Origin of the sequence: Devosia nitrariae, from assembly GCF_030160115.1 — a bacterium.
GTDB lineage: Bacteria > Pseudomonadota > Alphaproteobacteria > Rhizobiales > Devosiaceae > Devosia > Devosia nitrariae.
Map to the genome: position 1 here is coordinate 645,626 of NZ_BSNS01000011.1, position 15,276 is coordinate 660,901.

General features: G+C 62.9%; 11 protein-coding genes. 3 read left to right on the top strand and 8 right to left on the bottom strand.

Annotation, left to right across the window (positions count from 1 at the left end; translation table 11 throughout):
- Positions 1-15: 15 nt before the first annotated feature.
- Positions 16-936, bottom strand: a complete 921-nt coding sequence (locus tag QQK18_RS13610) for an AraC family transcriptional regulator (RefSeq protein WP_284340873.1) — start codon at positions 934-936, stop codon at positions 16-18.
- A 168-nt stretch (positions 937-1,104) separates the two neighbouring features.
- Here QQK18_RS13610 and QQK18_RS13615 point away from each other — a divergent pair, with 168 nt between their 5' ends.
- The 3 genes from QQK18_RS13615 (at position 1,105) to QQK18_RS13625 (ending at position 3,564) form a co-directional block, all read left to right on the top strand.
- Positions 1,105-1,848, top strand: a complete 744-nt coding sequence (locus QQK18_RS13615; protein ID WP_284340874.1) for an SDR family oxidoreductase — start codon at positions 1,105-1,107, stop codon at positions 1,846-1,848.
- Positions 1,849-1,941: 93 nt separating this feature from the next.
- Entirely contained in the window at positions 1,942-3,033 is a 1,092-nt protein-coding gene (locus tag QQK18_RS13620; RefSeq protein WP_284340875.1) for a PQQ-dependent sugar dehydrogenase, read from the top strand.
- A 222-nt stretch (positions 3,034-3,255) separates the two neighbouring features.
- Complete coding sequence (locus QQK18_RS13625; protein WP_284340876.1) at positions 3,256-3,564, top strand: hypothetical protein; 309 nt, start codon at positions 3,256-3,258, stop codon at positions 3,562-3,564.
- Between the two features lie 422 nt (positions 3,565-3,986).
- Here QQK18_RS13625 and QQK18_RS13630 read toward each other — a convergent pair whose 3' ends face one another.
- From QQK18_RS13630 to QQK18_RS13660, 7 genes are all read right to left on the bottom strand, one after another.
- Positions 3,987-4,853 (bottom strand): transglutaminase family protein, encoded by an 867-nt coding sequence (locus tag QQK18_RS13630; protein ID WP_284340877.1) that lies wholly within the window; start codon positions 4,851-4,853, stop codon positions 3,987-3,989.
- 106 nt (positions 4,854-4,959) lie between these two features.
- Positions 4,960-5,244 carry a hypothetical protein gene (locus tag QQK18_RS13635; RefSeq protein WP_284340878.1) on the bottom strand — a complete coding sequence of 95 codons (285 nt, stop codon included), beginning with the start codon at positions 5,242-5,244 and terminating at the stop codon, positions 4,960-4,962.
- On the bottom strand, positions 5,241-5,492 hold the full coding sequence (locus QQK18_RS13640; protein ID WP_284340879.1) for a hypothetical protein: 252 nt from the start codon (positions 5,490-5,492) through the stop codon (positions 5,241-5,243). Before QQK18_RS13640 ends, QQK18_RS13635 begins: the two co-directional genes overlap by 4 nt.
- 228 nt (positions 5,493-5,720) lie before the next feature.
- Entirely contained in the window at positions 5,721-5,918 is a 198-nt protein-coding gene (locus QQK18_RS13645) for a hypothetical protein (RefSeq protein WP_284340880.1), read from the bottom strand.
- Positions 5,919-5,973: 55 nt separating this feature from the next.
- A complete protein-coding gene (locus QQK18_RS13650; protein WP_284340881.1) occupies positions 5,974-6,180 on the bottom strand; it encodes a cold-shock protein in 207 nt (68 codons plus the stop codon).
- Positions 6,181-6,381: 201 nt separating this feature from the next.
- Positions 6,382-14,880, bottom strand: a complete 8,499-nt coding sequence (locus QQK18_RS13655) for a GH36-type glycosyl hydrolase domain-containing protein (protein ID WP_284340882.1) — start codon at positions 14,878-14,880, stop codon at positions 6,382-6,384.
- Between the two features lie 157 nt (positions 14,881-15,037).
- A complete protein-coding gene (locus QQK18_RS13660) occupies positions 15,038-15,172 on the bottom strand; it encodes a hypothetical protein (protein ID WP_284340883.1) in 135 nt (44 codons plus the stop codon).
- Positions 15,173-15,276: the final 104 nt, after the last annotated feature.

Below are 15,276 nucleotides of genomic sequence, written 5' to 3' on the forward strand. Positions count from 1 at the left end.
TTCTTGCCCGCAGCCCTATGGCAACGCCGCCCCTTCATATCCCTCGCGCGCCACCGGAACGCCTTGCCGGGCATGCCTGAGCGGCGGGAGGCCGAACATGCGCGCATACTCGCGCGAGAATTGAGTGGGGCTTTCATAGCCGACGCCGAAGGCTGCGCTTGAAACGGAATGCCGTTCCGACTGCATGAGCCGCCTCGCCTCGATCAGCCGCAGCCGCTTCTGGTACTGGAGCGGCGTCGTGCCCGTCACGGCTTTGAAATGGTGATGAAAGGCCGAAACGCTCATGCCGACCGATTTTGCGAGGTCGGCAACAACGAGCGTATCGGCGAAACGCTTGCGGATGGTGGCGATGGCGTCGGCGATCCTTGCCGCGTTGCTGGCCGAATGCGCCAGGGAGCGCAGCAGGGAGCCGTGCCTGGCACAGAGCAGCCAGTAGTGGATTTCACGCATCAGCAGCGGTCGCAGGACCGATAGGGCGGCCGGCTTGTCGTTGAGCGAAAAGAGGCGCGCCATGGCGTCGATGATCGCTTCGTCGGCCTCGGCGGCGGTTATCGCGGCGACCTGACCTTCAGTGGCGCCGTCCGCTGCCAGCTCAATCGCCAGCTCACGGATAAGCGCCATGTCGAGCCCGAGGGCGAGGGCTACGTAGGGTTCGTCAAAAGATGCTTCAACGACGCGGGCGTCGGTCGGAAGGTCCACACCGACGATGACCGAGTGCCCCTTGGGGAAATTCACGATTTGCCGTCCGTGCAGAGCTTGTTTGGCGCCCTGCAGGACCAGGCAGAAAATCGGTTCGTAGAGAACGGGAGCGAGGGCTGTCGGTCGCCGCTGGCGCGAAACCTTCAGTCCCGGCACGTCGGTGATGCTGGGTGCGTCGCCGACGCCTTGCGCATCGGCATAAGCGAGCACCCGGTAGGCGAGGTCTTCGATGGTCATGGAGCCGTCCGCGTAGAAACAGGCAGTTCATACATTGAACGCCGAGCTCCCGGCAAGGCTTCCTCTGTGAGGTTTCGGAGAAATAGGCAGGTTCTTTCCAGGATGTGGCACGCGGTGCCGTAGCCCCGACGCTATGTCTCACCGGACCAGAATTGAAGGAGATTCAAAATGGACATCACGGGCAATACCATTCTCATCACCGGCGGCGGAAGCGGGATCGGGCGCGCGCTTGCCGAGGCTTTTCATGCCAGAGGAAACGACGTCATCATCACCGGCCGGAACCGGGAGAGGCTGCGCGAAGTCGAAGAGGCCAACCCAGGTATTCGCGCCTATGAGCTCGACGTCGATGACCCGGCCGCAATCAGCGCTTTCGCCGAGCGGGTCGTTGAGGACTTTGGCTCCCTCAACGTCTTGATCAACAACGCTGGCATCATGCGCGCCGAGGTGCTCTCGGACGGCGGCACCGAAACGGCCGAAGCGACGATTGCCACCAATCTTCTCGGGCCGATCCGCCTGACGGCGGCATTGCTCCCCCACCTCCTGGCGCAGCCGAAGGCGGCGTTGCTGACGGTTTCGTCCGGTCTGGCGTTCCTGCCGCGTGCGGTCGCTCCGACCTATTGTGCCACCAAGGCGGCCATTCATTCCTACACTCAATCCCTGCGCGTGCACCTGCGCGGCACACCGGTTGAGGTCATCGAACTGGTGCCGCCCTACGTGCAGACCGAACTGATGAGCACCCAGCAGGCAACCGATCCCAACGCCATGCCCTTGGCAGACTACATTTCCGAAACCATGGCGCTGCTCGAGGCGAACCCGGACGCCGACGAGATCCTCGTCAAACGCGTGCATTTCCAGCGCTATGCCGAACGCGAAGGGCGCTACCAGGAGTCGTTCGCGCGCGTGAACGGCTGAAGCGGGGACGCAAAGAGAAACCGGTTTCGCGGAAGTCTCGCGACATCGACACGCTTTGTCACTCAGATTCAAGACATGAAGAAAGGACGCCAAGTGTTTGATACCTTGAAAAATGCTTGTCGCACTAGCGGCTGGGCCGCCCTCGTCGTTGCCGCCCTCGGCGTGCAAGCCGGCGCGGCACAGGAAACGGAGCTTGTTCCTGGCAACGTGACGGAGATCGTCTCGGGCCTCGACATGCCTTGGGGGCTCGCCTTCCTGCCGGATGGCACGGCGCTGGTGTCCGAGCGCCAGTCCGCGCGCATCCTCCACATCGATCCGGACGCAGGGGAAGCTCGGCCGATCGGCGTGGTTCCCGGCATGGATTTCAGTGCGGAAGGGGGGCTGCTTGGCCTGGCCGTATCGCCGACCTTTACGCAGGACCGGACCGTCTTCGCCTATGTCTCCTCGGTTCCCAGCAACCGGGTCGTTGCGCTGAGAATGAGCGAGGCGCTGGATTCATTCGAACTCGATCGGGTGGTTCTCGACGGTATCGGAACGGCAAATCGCCACCACGGCGGCCGCCTGCGCTTCGGCCCCGACGGTTATCTTTGGATCGGCACGGGCGATGCTTTTGATCCGCCGCGGTCGCAGGATCAGAGCTCCCTCAACGGCAAGATTCTCCGCATCAATCCCGATGGATTGATCCCTGAGGACAATCCCTTCGGCACGCCCGTCTTCAGCACCGGCCATCGCAATGTGCAGGGGCTGGCCTTCGGCCCCGACGGCACGCTCTATGCCTCCGAGCTCGGCTGGAATGCCTGGGACGAGTTGAACGTGGTGGCGGCGGGCGCGAACTACGGTTGGCCCGAAGCCGAGGGCCCCGATGGGGACTTCGGCGTTCCTCCCATCTACGCACTGCGCCCGTCGGAGGCTTCCCCCTCGGGGATCGCCTATGCCGGCGGCGCGATCTGGATGGGCACGCTTCATGGACAACGCTTGTGGCGCCTCCCGGTGGAGGCAGGCGAGGCGGTGGGAGAGCCGGAAGTTTATTTCAATCAGGAATACGGTCGCATGCGAGCGGTCGAGCTCGCGCCGGATGGTTCGCTCTGGATCGTCACATCCAACACGGATGAGGCGACGCTGGGCGGCGCCGCACCCCGGGGCGGTGACGACAGGATCCTGAGACTCGAGCTTATAGCACAGTGAGACTCTCGGGCGGCGGAGGTGCCATTTGGTACGCTCTGCAATCGCCGGTCTATCGGTGCTGTCGTGGCTGACACTGCGCAAGCGCGCCTCGTGACCGCTGAACGATACATGTCCGAAATGCGCGTCCGAAGGGTCAGTATGGCTCACTTGATGAGGCCTGCCCGGTGACCCACGTCTCTTTGGTGCTTGGCGTTTCGAACGTTGGCAAACGTGGAACAAAACATGTTCAAAAGTCGATCCTTTGACCTCAACGCCGCCGTCGGCCGGAAGGCGCATCTGAGGGCGGCGGCAAAACAGGAATGGCCGTTTCTTTCCTGGCAAGAACTTTCGGCCGTGGAAACAGAAACTGATCTGGCTCTCCTGATCCAGAAGCGATCGGGTCGGACGGCAGCGGAGGCGGCCCCGATCGTGCGCGACTGGATGGAACGCGCTGGCATCCCGCCCGATTTTGGCAATAGCTCTCAGACAGCAAAACGTCTCAGTGATTGGGAAAGTGAAGGCGGCGCAACGGAGCAACGTAGGCCCTCGTAGAGACGAGGGCCTGCAGGCCCGACTGCCGTCAGCAATTCCATGCGTCATTCAACAGCGCAGCAATCGCCCGCCAAGCGCACGTCCAGATCTCCTCCGGTCCCCAACCGGCTCATCTCCCAAAGACCCGTTTAGGCCGCACTGCATAGGGGTGAAAATCACTCTATGGGGGCAGGGCGATATTGTCCGCTGATCGGAGTATGAGCCAATACCTGCCATGATCGCCACTTGTCCGGATGTGAACCAAGTTGTTGGCGCCCAGGCTTCTGAGCGGTCGTCCTCATTGGCCCGGATGCTAGAGCGTTTTCAGCAAAAGTGAACACCACTTTTGTGGTTCGAAAACGCGATAATTCAATAACTTAGAGCGCCCGTTCCGATTAAATCGGAACGGGCAGTGCTCTAGTGGAATAGGGCTCGATTCACGTCTACGCGGTCGTCAGCTCGACCGCTACGCTTAACGATTGGAACGCTTCGGAGCGCCCCGAGAAATGGCCTGATACCGGGGCCGCTTGATCGATATGGCGCACCATGGCGACAGGAATCAGATTCAGGCCGCCCGTGCTGCGATTTGTCGGATCGAAGGTGATCCAGCCCGCGCCGGGAACGAAGACTTCAGCCCAGGCGTGGGTGGAGTCGGCACTTTTCGAAACCGCGGCGGGCTGTTCGGCAGTCCACAGATAGCCCGAAACAATACGAGCGCCGAAGCCAAGGCTTCGGGCTGCTTCAACGAAAAGAACCGCCATGTCCCTGCAGGATCCCCAGCCGCGATTCAGGGTTTCGATAGGCGCCTGCGTGCCTTCGTCGTCTCGGCTTTGATAGGCGATCCATCCCGAAATGCCTGTGTTGAGATCTTTGAGGAGTGACAAGGTGTCGGTCGGATTGCTGCGAACGAAAGCCCTTGCCCATTGTGCGAGCTGCTCTGCCGGGTCCGGATAGTGCGGAACGGCAAGAGGCCCGAGATCGGTCCCCTCGGCATGTGAATAGCTGAACGGATAGGAGATGGCTGAAGCAGCAATATCGAAGATCGGCCATGCCGCAACATCCAGATCAACCCTCGCCCGGCTCTCGACGATCAGAGTGTCGGATGGGGTATCGAAAACTGCGGTTGCTACGGTGTTGCCAAATACGTCTTGCGCCCAGGTGATCGCTGCCTGGGGAGAAGTGGCCAGTTCGAACGAGATCAGTTTAAGGTCGCGGCTTTCGCGTGGACGTAGCAGAAGCCTGTGCGGGCCGAGCGTGACTTGAGAGTCATACCGGTAGCTTGTCTTGTGGAGAATGTTCAATGTGACCATAGGCAGTTCCGATCGGCCGCTGTTTTCGACGTACCTGCTCCATCGCTCGTCCAGTGTGTGCGCCTGTAGGATCGGACAGTTCGGATCCCTTCAGCGTGTGCCGTCTTTAGGGAGACGATCGTTCGGAGTATTCGGCCTTGTAGGCGTTATGATGCCGGATCTGCCTCGCCTTGCGCAGTCCGATGCCCGAAGCGAACGCAAACGACATCAACCCGACTACGAGCAGCGGATAGGCGAGAATGTCGACCGCATAGAACTGGCCGAATGCAGCCATTCCGAGGCCGGCAAGGGCGATGCCCACCAGGCCGTAGGTCATGACCGAGCCGTTGGGGCGTGGCGCGATCTGCTCGGCGGCGCTGCGAGCGTTGTTTTGTCTAATACGGTCGCTCATGCAGCTTCCTCGGCTCTGGAAAGAGGATACTGACTGGCATTGTAGAGCTCATCGATCTGATGCGAGTTGAAGCGCTCTTCGTCGACTTCCAGCATGGAACCGCGCAGCACGTCGCGCGGCAATTCCTCCATGGCGAAACGCAGGGCTTCCGCAGCCGTGTCGAACCGGCGATAGCGGGCCATGCTCTGCCCCAGCGGGCTCCTGCCGAGATAGAGCTCGGCAAAGTCGTTGTAGTCGAAATTGGACATGTGAAAGACCTCGAGGTTGGAGAATGCCTGCTTTGCCGAGCGCCGTTCGCGTGCGTCGTTTAGAGCACGGTTCAGGTCTGCCGGCTCGGAGCCGTCGGAAGGCGTGAAAGCAGTGAAGGCGGGTCTATGGACCGCGATCGGAAAGTCCGGGCGTCGCCGGCGCACAAAGCCGGCGTGTCGTCATGGGCCGGCAGGATAGGGGACTGGCACAGGCCTGCCGCGCTCGGGTCAGGCCAAAAACCTGCTGGCGGCGCGCGCCCGCAACCGTGCCTGCTTTTGCACGATCTTTGCCGCCTGTTCCCGCACGCGCATCGTATTTCGGAGTTTGGTCAGTCGGTCTGCTTTGGTGGCCCGTCCGATGTCTGACGACCCGGGCGAACCAGGAGCGAAATGACTTTCGGCAGCATCACGCAACGTCTGGTTCATCATCGCTCCTTGGCTGGTGTGCCGGACTGCCTTTCGGCGGTCCGGAACGTTTGGGCTATACGAGCTGGAGATTGACAGCCGCGACTTTGCCGTCGCGGCCGTTCTCCAGATCGTAAGTCACGGTCTGCCCCTCGGCGAGGCCCGACAACCCGGCCTGCTCGACGGCGGAAATGTGGACGAACGCGTCCTTGCTGCCGTCGGAGGGCGCGATGAAGCCGAAGCCTTTAGTGGCGTTGAAGAATTTTACGGTGCCTTTAATCATGGCAATACCTCGATGTGGCCCGGAGCCTTAGGCGAACGGGCGATTTCCACCCGGCAACATGCGCGAGTGGATCTAACGTTCGCATAAATCAGGGAAAGCCAAACTTCCGGAAAACCGGGCGATCGGGCAGCCGATGACGGGCTGAAAACGTACTCCCTATGTAGGAACGCAGTGAGCTCAATTCAAGAGGGGCGAGGCGGTCTACTCGCTCTGCCCGCCCATTTCAATCAGCAGGATATGATTGCGCTCATCGAGGGGTATGCGTAGAGCTCCCGCAGCAGTTTCGAGCCTGTTCCCATCCAGGATCACGGACCTGGGAGTCCGTTGTCCGGCCCCGGAATTGCTGACTTTGATGTCGAAGCGGGTTTGGCCGACCTGCAATGCGACTTCGAAGCCCGGCCAGGCGGCCGGCACGCACGGATCGACCACCAGGAACGCGCCTTCCCGCCTGATCCCGAGAATACCCTCGAGCCCGGCGCGATACATCCACGCGGCCGACCCCGTATACCAGGTCCAGCCGCCCCGCCCCACATGCGGGGCGACGGAATAGACGTCGGCCGCCACGACATAGGGCTCGACTTTGTAGCGGGAGGCAGCCTCGTCCGTCCTGGCGTGGTTGATCGGGTTGAGGAGGGCGAAGAGCTCGTGTGCCCTGTCGCCGTCGCCGCCCTTGGCGAAGGCCAGGATGGCCCACATTGCGGCATGGCTATATTGCCCTCCGTTCTCGCGCAGGCCCGGTGGATAGCCCTTGATGTAGCCGGGATCGCGCGACGTCTGGTCGAAAGGCGGAGTAAAGAGCAGCGCGAGGCCGTCATCCTTGCGGAGCAGATGAGTTTCGAGGGAGGCCATCGCCTGACCGGCGCGCAACGGATCGGCGCCCGCCAGGACCGACCAAGATTGAGCGATTGAGTCTATGCGGCACTCGTCGCTGTCTTTCGAACCGAGCCAGGTGCCGTCGTCGAAAGTAGCGCGGCGGTACCATTGGCCATCCCAGGCGACCCGTTCGAGGGCGGCGCGCAGCCTGGCGGATTGGGTCGCCCAGCGCCTGGCGCGCACCGGTTCGCGCTCTTGGGCGATGGGCGCGAAGAGATCGAGTGTGCGCACCAGCAGCCAGCCGAGCCAGACGCTTTCGCCCTTTCCACCCTCGCCGACCCGGTTCATGCCATCGTTCCAGTCGCCGGTGCCCATCAGCGGCAGGCCATTTTTGCCCCTGCGCGAGACAGCGCGGTCGAGACCACGGGCGCAGTGTTCGAACAGCGACGCCGATTCATCGGCGGGCATGGGTTGAAAGAAGGCATCGTGCTCGCCGATCCTGAGTTGAGGGCCATCAAGGAACGGAATGATCTCGTCGAGGATTGCGGGATCGCCGGCCGTTTGGACATAGGTGGCGGTGGCGAAGGCCAGCCATACGTGATCATCGGAAATGCGGGTGCGTACGCCCTGGCCGGAATGGGGCAGCCACCAATGCTGCATGTCTCCCTCGACGAACTGCCTGCCCGCAACGCGCAGGATGTGGCTTCGCGTCTCCTCGGGAGAGGCGAAGGCCAGGGCCATCCCATCCTGCAACTGGTCGCGGCAGCCATAGGCCCCGCTTGCCTGGTAGTATGCCGAGCGAGCCCAGATACGGCAGGCGAGGGTCTGATAGAGCAGCCAGCCGTTGAGCATGATGTCCATGGCCCGGTCCGGAGTGTGGACCTGGATGGTGCCCAGCAGCCTTTGCCAATACCCGGTCACTTCGGCAAGGACCGCATCGAGGTCGGCCAAGCGATAGCGGGTGACCAGCGCGCTTGCGGCTTCGCCCGAGCTGGCCTCACCGAGGAAGGAGACGATTTCCACGGTCTCGCCTGGCTCGATTTCGACAAAGCGCCGCAGCGCCGAGCAGGGATCGAACCCGGCTCCGGTCCGGGCTTCCAAAGCCGCAAGCGACATCATAGCCGCAGGGGCTGAGACGGCACCGTTACGACCAAGAAACTCGCTGCGGTCCGCGGTCCATTCCGTGTGCTCCCCACCAAGGTCCGTAAAGGCGACTCGGCCGGGAAATGCCATGTTCCAGGGATTGCGTGCCAGCAGCGCGCCGGTCGCGGCATCGATTGTCGTGGTAATGAACGGCGCCGTGGTACCGCGAACGCTGCCGAGCACCCACTCGGTATAAGCGGTGACCGACAACCGCCGCAGGCGCGACGAGTGGTTGGTGAGCCTCAGCCTCGAGATCTTTATCGGATCGGCAAGCGGCACATAGCAGGTGAGGTCGCTGGCGATGCCGTGGGCCTGGTGTTGGAAGCGGCTGTAGCCGAAACCATGCCGCGTGACGTAGCGCCCCGCGTTCCGAACCGGCTGTGCCGTCGGGCTCCACAAATCGAGACTGTCCTCGTCGCGGATGTAGATGGCGTCGCCGGCCGGATCCGTTACCGGATCGTTGGACCAAGCGGTGAGCTGGTTCTCGCGGCTGTTGCCCGCCCAGGTATAGCCGCTGCCCTCGGCAGAAACCTGAAAGCCGAACGCCGGGTTGGCAACCACGTTGATCCATGGGGCGGGGGTGACAGCTCCCGCCTCCAAGACCGTGACATATTCCCGGCCTTGGGCGCCAAATCCGCCCAGCCCGTTGAAGAACTCCAGGTGCGAGGGCAGTTCGACATCATCGGAGGGAAGGGCGGCTTGTAGGGTGGGAGGGGGTAGGACGGGCTGACTTGGCGAGGCCGTCTGCAACCGCACGAGTTGATCCGCAATCGTCCCTCGGGGCGCCAGCAATACGACGCGGGCAGCCGCGTTCATGAGCGCCAGTGTTTCGGCTCCTATCAGATCGGCGCGCAGAACATGCACCGATCCCTGTGCCAGCTCATCCCCGTATCGCGGCCGGGACTGGCTGGAGCGTACGGCGGTTTCGATAGCGCTCTGCAGATCCTGGACGTAGGAGGCACCACGCTCGTTGACGATGACCAAGTCTACCGCGAGCTGCTTGATGCGCCAATATTCGTGCGCCCGCAGTATCTGGCGTAGCTGCGGAATGTCTTCGACCTCGGCAATGCGCAGCAGCACGATCGGCAGATCGCCCGAAACGGCATGCTGCCAGAGTCCGGATTGCGGGCCGGCACCCGCCACGATGGCGGCGGATGCCGGCCGGAAACGAGAGTCGGAATAGAGGATCGGCGCGGCCAGGCGCTGGAAATCGGCAGCCTCTTCGGTCGTGACGCCAAGGTGATGGAGCTGTACCTGGGCCTGCGTCCAGGCCAGGGTCTTGGCACGCTCGAAGGCGCTGCGATCATGGTGTTTGTCGATGAGTTCGAGCAGTTCGGCGCGAGTGGAGGCAACGACGGTCCAGAATGCGACGCGAGCAACCTTTCCGGGAGGGATACGCACATGGCGGCGCAGTGAAAACACAGGGTCGAGAACGGTGCCCGTCGTTCTGGCCAGATCCTTTCCATCGTGAATGCCGGCAGCGGTAGCGATGGAGCGGTTGCGACCGAGAAATTTGGCACGATCGGATTCGTATTGTGGATCGGCAACGATCTCACCTTCGACAACGGCAAAGTGGGCCGCCCAGATCTCGCGTTCCGCCGGAGATCGCCGGCGGCGGGTCGCGACCAGAGCGCCGAACTCGGCCAGATATTCGGTCTGCACGAACATTTTGGCGAAGGCCGGATGGGCATTGTCGGTAGCTGGTGTGGTCAAGACCAGTTCGGCATACGAGGTCAGCTCGATCTCGCGCGCACGCCGGCCGCTATTGGTCAGGCTGACGCGGCGCACTTCGCCATCGTCCTCTCCCGAAACCAGAACTTCCAGTTCCGTCGCCAGCGAGCCATCGTGACGTAGATATTCCGCACGGTCTTCGGCGAACACCACGGCGGTCGCGTCCGCCGCACCGCCCAGAGGCTGGGCGGTCGGCGAGAAGACGGCGCCAGTCCGGACATCCCTGAGAAAGACGAACGAGCCACGGTTGTCGCAGGTGCCGTCCTCATGCCAGCGGGTAACCGCGATATCGCGCCAGCGGCTGTAGCCGCTGCCCGAAGCGGTCAGCATGACCGAATAGCGCCCGTTGGAGAGCAGGTGAGTGACCGGAGCGTCGTCACCCGGGCCGGTCATACGGCGCACTGCCGGCGATGGGCTGCCCTCGTCGACAGGGGAGACCTCAATCTCTTGCGCGCGGGGGCGGGCGATGGCGACGTTCCGCGGCATGCGCTCGGAGAGCAGCAGTTCGGTAGCCTGGATCATGGGCTCAGCATGGAAGCGCGCGCGCATCCGTCCACCCTGCAGCACATTGGCGACGGCAACGATCGTCATGCCCTGGTGATGTGCCATGAAGCTGCGGACGATTTCGACACTCTCGTTCTCGGGCAGGCGCGAACGGGTGAAATCGAGAGCTTCATAATATCCATGGTCGCCGCGCGCGCCCATGGCTTCCAGATCCCGGTAGTTGGCGATTGCCGCCACCGGATCGACCATGGCGGCGAGTGCGGTGGCATAGGGGGCAATGACCGTGTTGCCCGAAAGACCGCGCTTCAGTCCAAGCCCGGGGACTCCGAAATTGGAATACTGATAGGTGAACTCGATGTCGCGGGCACTATAGGCGGATTCCGAGATGCCCCATGGCACGCCGATCGAGTGGCCATAGGCTTGCTGGCGGGCAACGATCAGGCGATTTGTGTCGTCGAGCAAACTGCCGGCGGGCGCCCGCATCACCAGCGAGGGCATCAGGTACTCGAACATCGAACCCGACCAGGAGATCAATGCAGAGGCATTTCCCGTGGGGGTTGCAGAACGGCCGAGACGAAACCAGTGCCTGGTGGGAACGTCGCCCTTGGCGATGGCAAAGAGGCTGGCGAGGCGCGCCTCCGAGGCAAGCAAATCGTAACAGTTGCGGTCGAGGCCGTTCTCGGCAAGGGAATAGCCGATCGACAGTAGCTTGCGGTCCGGATCGAGCAGAAAGGCGAAATCCATCTCGAGTGCCAGGGCCCGCGCTTTATCAGCCAAGGTCTTGAGCCGAACCTCGAGGTCGTTAGGTGCCTCCCTCCGAGCCTGCTGGTCGCGCGCCTGCTCGATGAGGGAACGCCGCATCGCCTCGATCCAGAACAGCGCCTCGCTTGATACGCCGTCGTCTGTTGCCGGGAGTGTCTCCCTGATGGTTGCCTCGGCCTTCTCCACCAGACGGACCAGGGCCGGTGACGTGGCCTGCGCTGATTGAGGGCCAGTCACCAGGGCATCGATTTCCTCGAAGATGGACGAAACGATTGCGCGACTGGTGCTGGACGCAATGAGCGGGGCTGCACGTGCAAGGGCGAATGCATCCCTGAGGCCAGCATGATCATCTGCCCGAGGCGGCTCCCCGATCCACTCTTCACAAGCGTTGGCCAGGGCGATCAGGTGGCCGGCGAGATTGCCGCTGTCGACCGAGGAGACGTACGCCGGTTCGAGGGTGCGCAGATCGCGCGTATCGTACCAGTTGAAGAAATGTCCGTTGAAGCGGGCAAGCTTGGAGAGCGTAAGAAGGCTCGCCTCCAGCCGCGCCACGGTCTCGAGGGTTCCGGCCCAGCCGAAATCGCGTGCCACAACTGCCGACAGCAGGTAAAGACCGATATTGGTCGGCGACGTGCGGTGGGCAATTGCCGCGTTGGGGATTTCTTGGAAGTTGTCGGGCGGCAGCATGTTTTCGGCGGCAGTGACGAAGGTCTCGAAGAAGCGCCATGTGCGCCGCGCGATCAGGCGCAGTTCCACGGTTTCGCGGGCCGAAAGCGCCCTGTTTGCCGCAATGTCGGGAGCGCGGCTAGCCCAGAGCGCGACGCCCGGTGCAGAGAGCCAGACGAGCGCCATCGGCAACGCCAGCGGCCATGATGACGGCATCAGGATCAAGGCGGCTGTCAGGCAGGCCAGTGCCAGCACCGTGCCGCCCGCCATCTCTCGGTAGAAGCCGGTGAGCGTCAGGCGGGGGCGCTCGCTCGACTGGGCCGCGGTTGTCCACTCCAGCAGATGCCGTCGCGTGAACAGCAGCCGGAACAATGTCCTGGCGACGGCATCGCCGTTGCGCCAGGCCTGATCGGGCAGAAACACGAAGTCGAGGATCGCCCGGGCCGCCGCCAATCGCGCGTCCTTGGCAAGGCTTCTGAAGTGGCTGCGCATTTGCAGTCCGCTGCGCGGGGGCAGAACGGCAAATAGCACCGGCAGGAGAGTCGGAATGACTATGGAGGCAAAGACGAGCGTGACACCGAGCAGGGCGGCGGGCAATGGCAACAGGCAGCACGCGAGGAAGGCAAGCAAGACGGTTGGAGCAATCAGCCCACGGCGCAGATTGTCCAGCATCTTCCAGCGGCCAACCGAGGGAAGCGCTCGGCTGGCCACTATCCAGGGCAGCAACTGCCAGTCACCGCGTGTCCAGCGGTGCTGTCGCCGCGCGACCACATCGTAGCGCGGCGGGAAATCCTCGACGACTTCGATATCGGAGGCAAGTCCGGCGCGCGCGAAGATGCCCTCGAAAAGATCGTGGCTGAGCAGGGTATTGGCCGGAATGCGGCCGGCTAGCGCGGCCTCGAAGGCATCGACATCATAGATGCCCTTGCCGGTATAGGAGCCTTCTCCGAAGAGATCCTGATAAACATCCGAAGCGGCAGCCGCATAAGGGTCGATACCGCCCGGCGCCGAGAACACACGCTGATAGAAGGAACCCTCGCGACCGACCGGCAGTGAGGGCGTGACGCGCGGCTGCATGATCGCATAGCCGTTCGTGACCCTCTGCTCGGTCGCATCGAAGCGTGCGCGGTTGAGCGGGTGCGCCATCTTGCCGATCAGCCGTATGCTCGCATCGCGCGGCAGCCTGGTATCGGCGTCGAGGGTTATGACGTAGCGAACACCAGATGGCACCGCGGGTGGCGTGCCGGCGATGTCGATGAAGCTCGTGTCGGTTGCGCCGCGCAACAGCCGGTTGAGTTCATGCAGCTTGCCGCGCTTGCGCTCCCAGCCCATCCAGCGGTTTTCGCTCGGGTTGAACTGGCGACGCCGGTAGAGCAGCAGGAACCGGTCCCCGCCCGGGCCGCGGCCATACCGCTGGTTGAGTGCCGCAATGGCGTCGGCCGCGACACTTAGCAGTTCAGAGTCGGTTTCCAGAACTTCCCTATCGGCATCGACGCCATCGCAGAGCAGGGCAAAGCTGAGATCGCCTCCGGCTCCGGAAAGGTGGTGGATCTCGAGCCGCTCGACTTGTTCGACGAGGTCGTTCCGGCTGGTCAGAAGCGTGGGCACCGCAACCAGTGTGCGCAGCGATTCCGGAACGCCTCCCGCCAGTTCCAGACCCGGCAGGGTGACGGGCCCGAAACTCCAAGTCGTCGCGCGATTGACGAGGGCCGTCGCCGCATCGCTCGCAGGCACAAGCAACAGCAGTCCCATGGTGATCAGCCAACCGCCGGCAAGACCGGTGGTCGACAGTGCCCACAGCGCCAGCGCCAGGAGCAATATGGTGACGACGGCAATCGAGCTGACATACCCGGCAATGCCGAGTCGGACGGTGAGACGGCTGATCCACAGGCGGCCGGGCGGCCGAAAGCCGATGGCACGTTCGAGATCGGGACGGCCCATGGCAATGAGGTGATAGCCGGGATCGCTCACGCGCTCTTTCTCGACCGCCGTGTCCTCCTTGCCCGCTGCAAGCTGAGATGCCTCCAGCACATGACCGGCGATGTCGAGTTCGGAGACGCTGGAGCCTCGGGCGAGCTCCTCAATTGCGCTGCGGTAAAGGTTGCGGGTCGCAAAATCCATGGCGGCAAAGCCGCTGCCCGACGCCAGGCGCGCGTCCACCAGGCTGACGCTTTCGACGAGGTCCGCCCAGTCGATATCGGAAATCAGCCGCATGCTGGTGATGATATTGCGCACGGTGACGTTGGAAGCACCTTGCCGCTGCTGGGCATGCTGGACGACGGTATCGATGGAGGTGCCTTGTTGGGAAAGATGCCTTTCCAGCCAGCCCTGGACTGGCGTGGTTTCGGGATCGTGGTTCCTCAGGCGTTTTGCCAGTTGGGCAGCGAATAGCTCCGACAACGGCTCGGACAAGGATGGCCATCTGATGCTGGCGTCGTCATCCCCATTCAGCACGCGGTCCGCCAATGCGTCGGCCTTTGCGCGCTCCGCCCGCCCTGCGGTGATCTGGTCGGCCAGCCGGCGCAGGTTTTCGATGAGAACGATGCGCAGCGTGATGGCGACTGCCCAAAGTTCGCCAATGGTCAGTGGCTGGACGCGCTGATAGGCGGCGATGAAGCGGCGCAGTGTCTGGGGATCGAAATGACTGTCGGTGTGAGCGACGAACGCCCAGGCCATGCCAAGCACGCGCGGATAGCCGGCAAAGGGACCTGCGGCAAGCTTGGGCAATTGCCGGTAGTAATTGGGTGGCAGGTCGTCGTGGATTTCCCGTATCTGCTCTTCGATGACGTGATAATTGTCGAGAAGCCATTCGGCAGCGGGAACGACGCCCCTGTCCTCTTCCACTTCCATGGCGCTGGCGCGATAAGCCGCCAGCAGAACCGAGGCATTGTCCTTCAGCCTCTTCTGGAGAGACAGGACTGGCACCGGCCTCGCGGTGATCGGTTGAGCCGAAGCGAGGCTTTCTGCATGCTGCTCCAGCCTTTCGACGCCGAACAATTCCTCGCGCACGGGCGCCTTGTCGTCCCAGGGCGCCCGTGATGAGGGATTAACGGTCAAGCTCCAGCGAGAAATCGCGATCATATGTCTCCGTCCCGTGGCCGGCACTATTATCAATGGAGATCGGCATATTCGGGGCGGATCGGAAGAGCATCGAAACCGTTGCAACACGACCCATGCGCATGGCGACGTCGGTTGACGGCCGACGGGCCTCTCGTTTTAGGCGAGGAGACCTCGCCGATCAGCGCTTCTTCTTCGACGCGCTGATCCGATCCAGCACTGCTTTTGCCGGGAGCGCGGCGGGCGCTTCCGCCACGGCCTTCACCATCTTGGGCTTTCGGATCTCCCGATTGCCGCGCATTTGTCCTTTGGCCATGATTATTATTCCTGTGCCCGGATTCGGCCGGACGTCCGCATTGGCATCGGCAACCATACCGGCGCGTGGCTTCACGCGGCCGGTCGGATCGCAGGTGACTATCT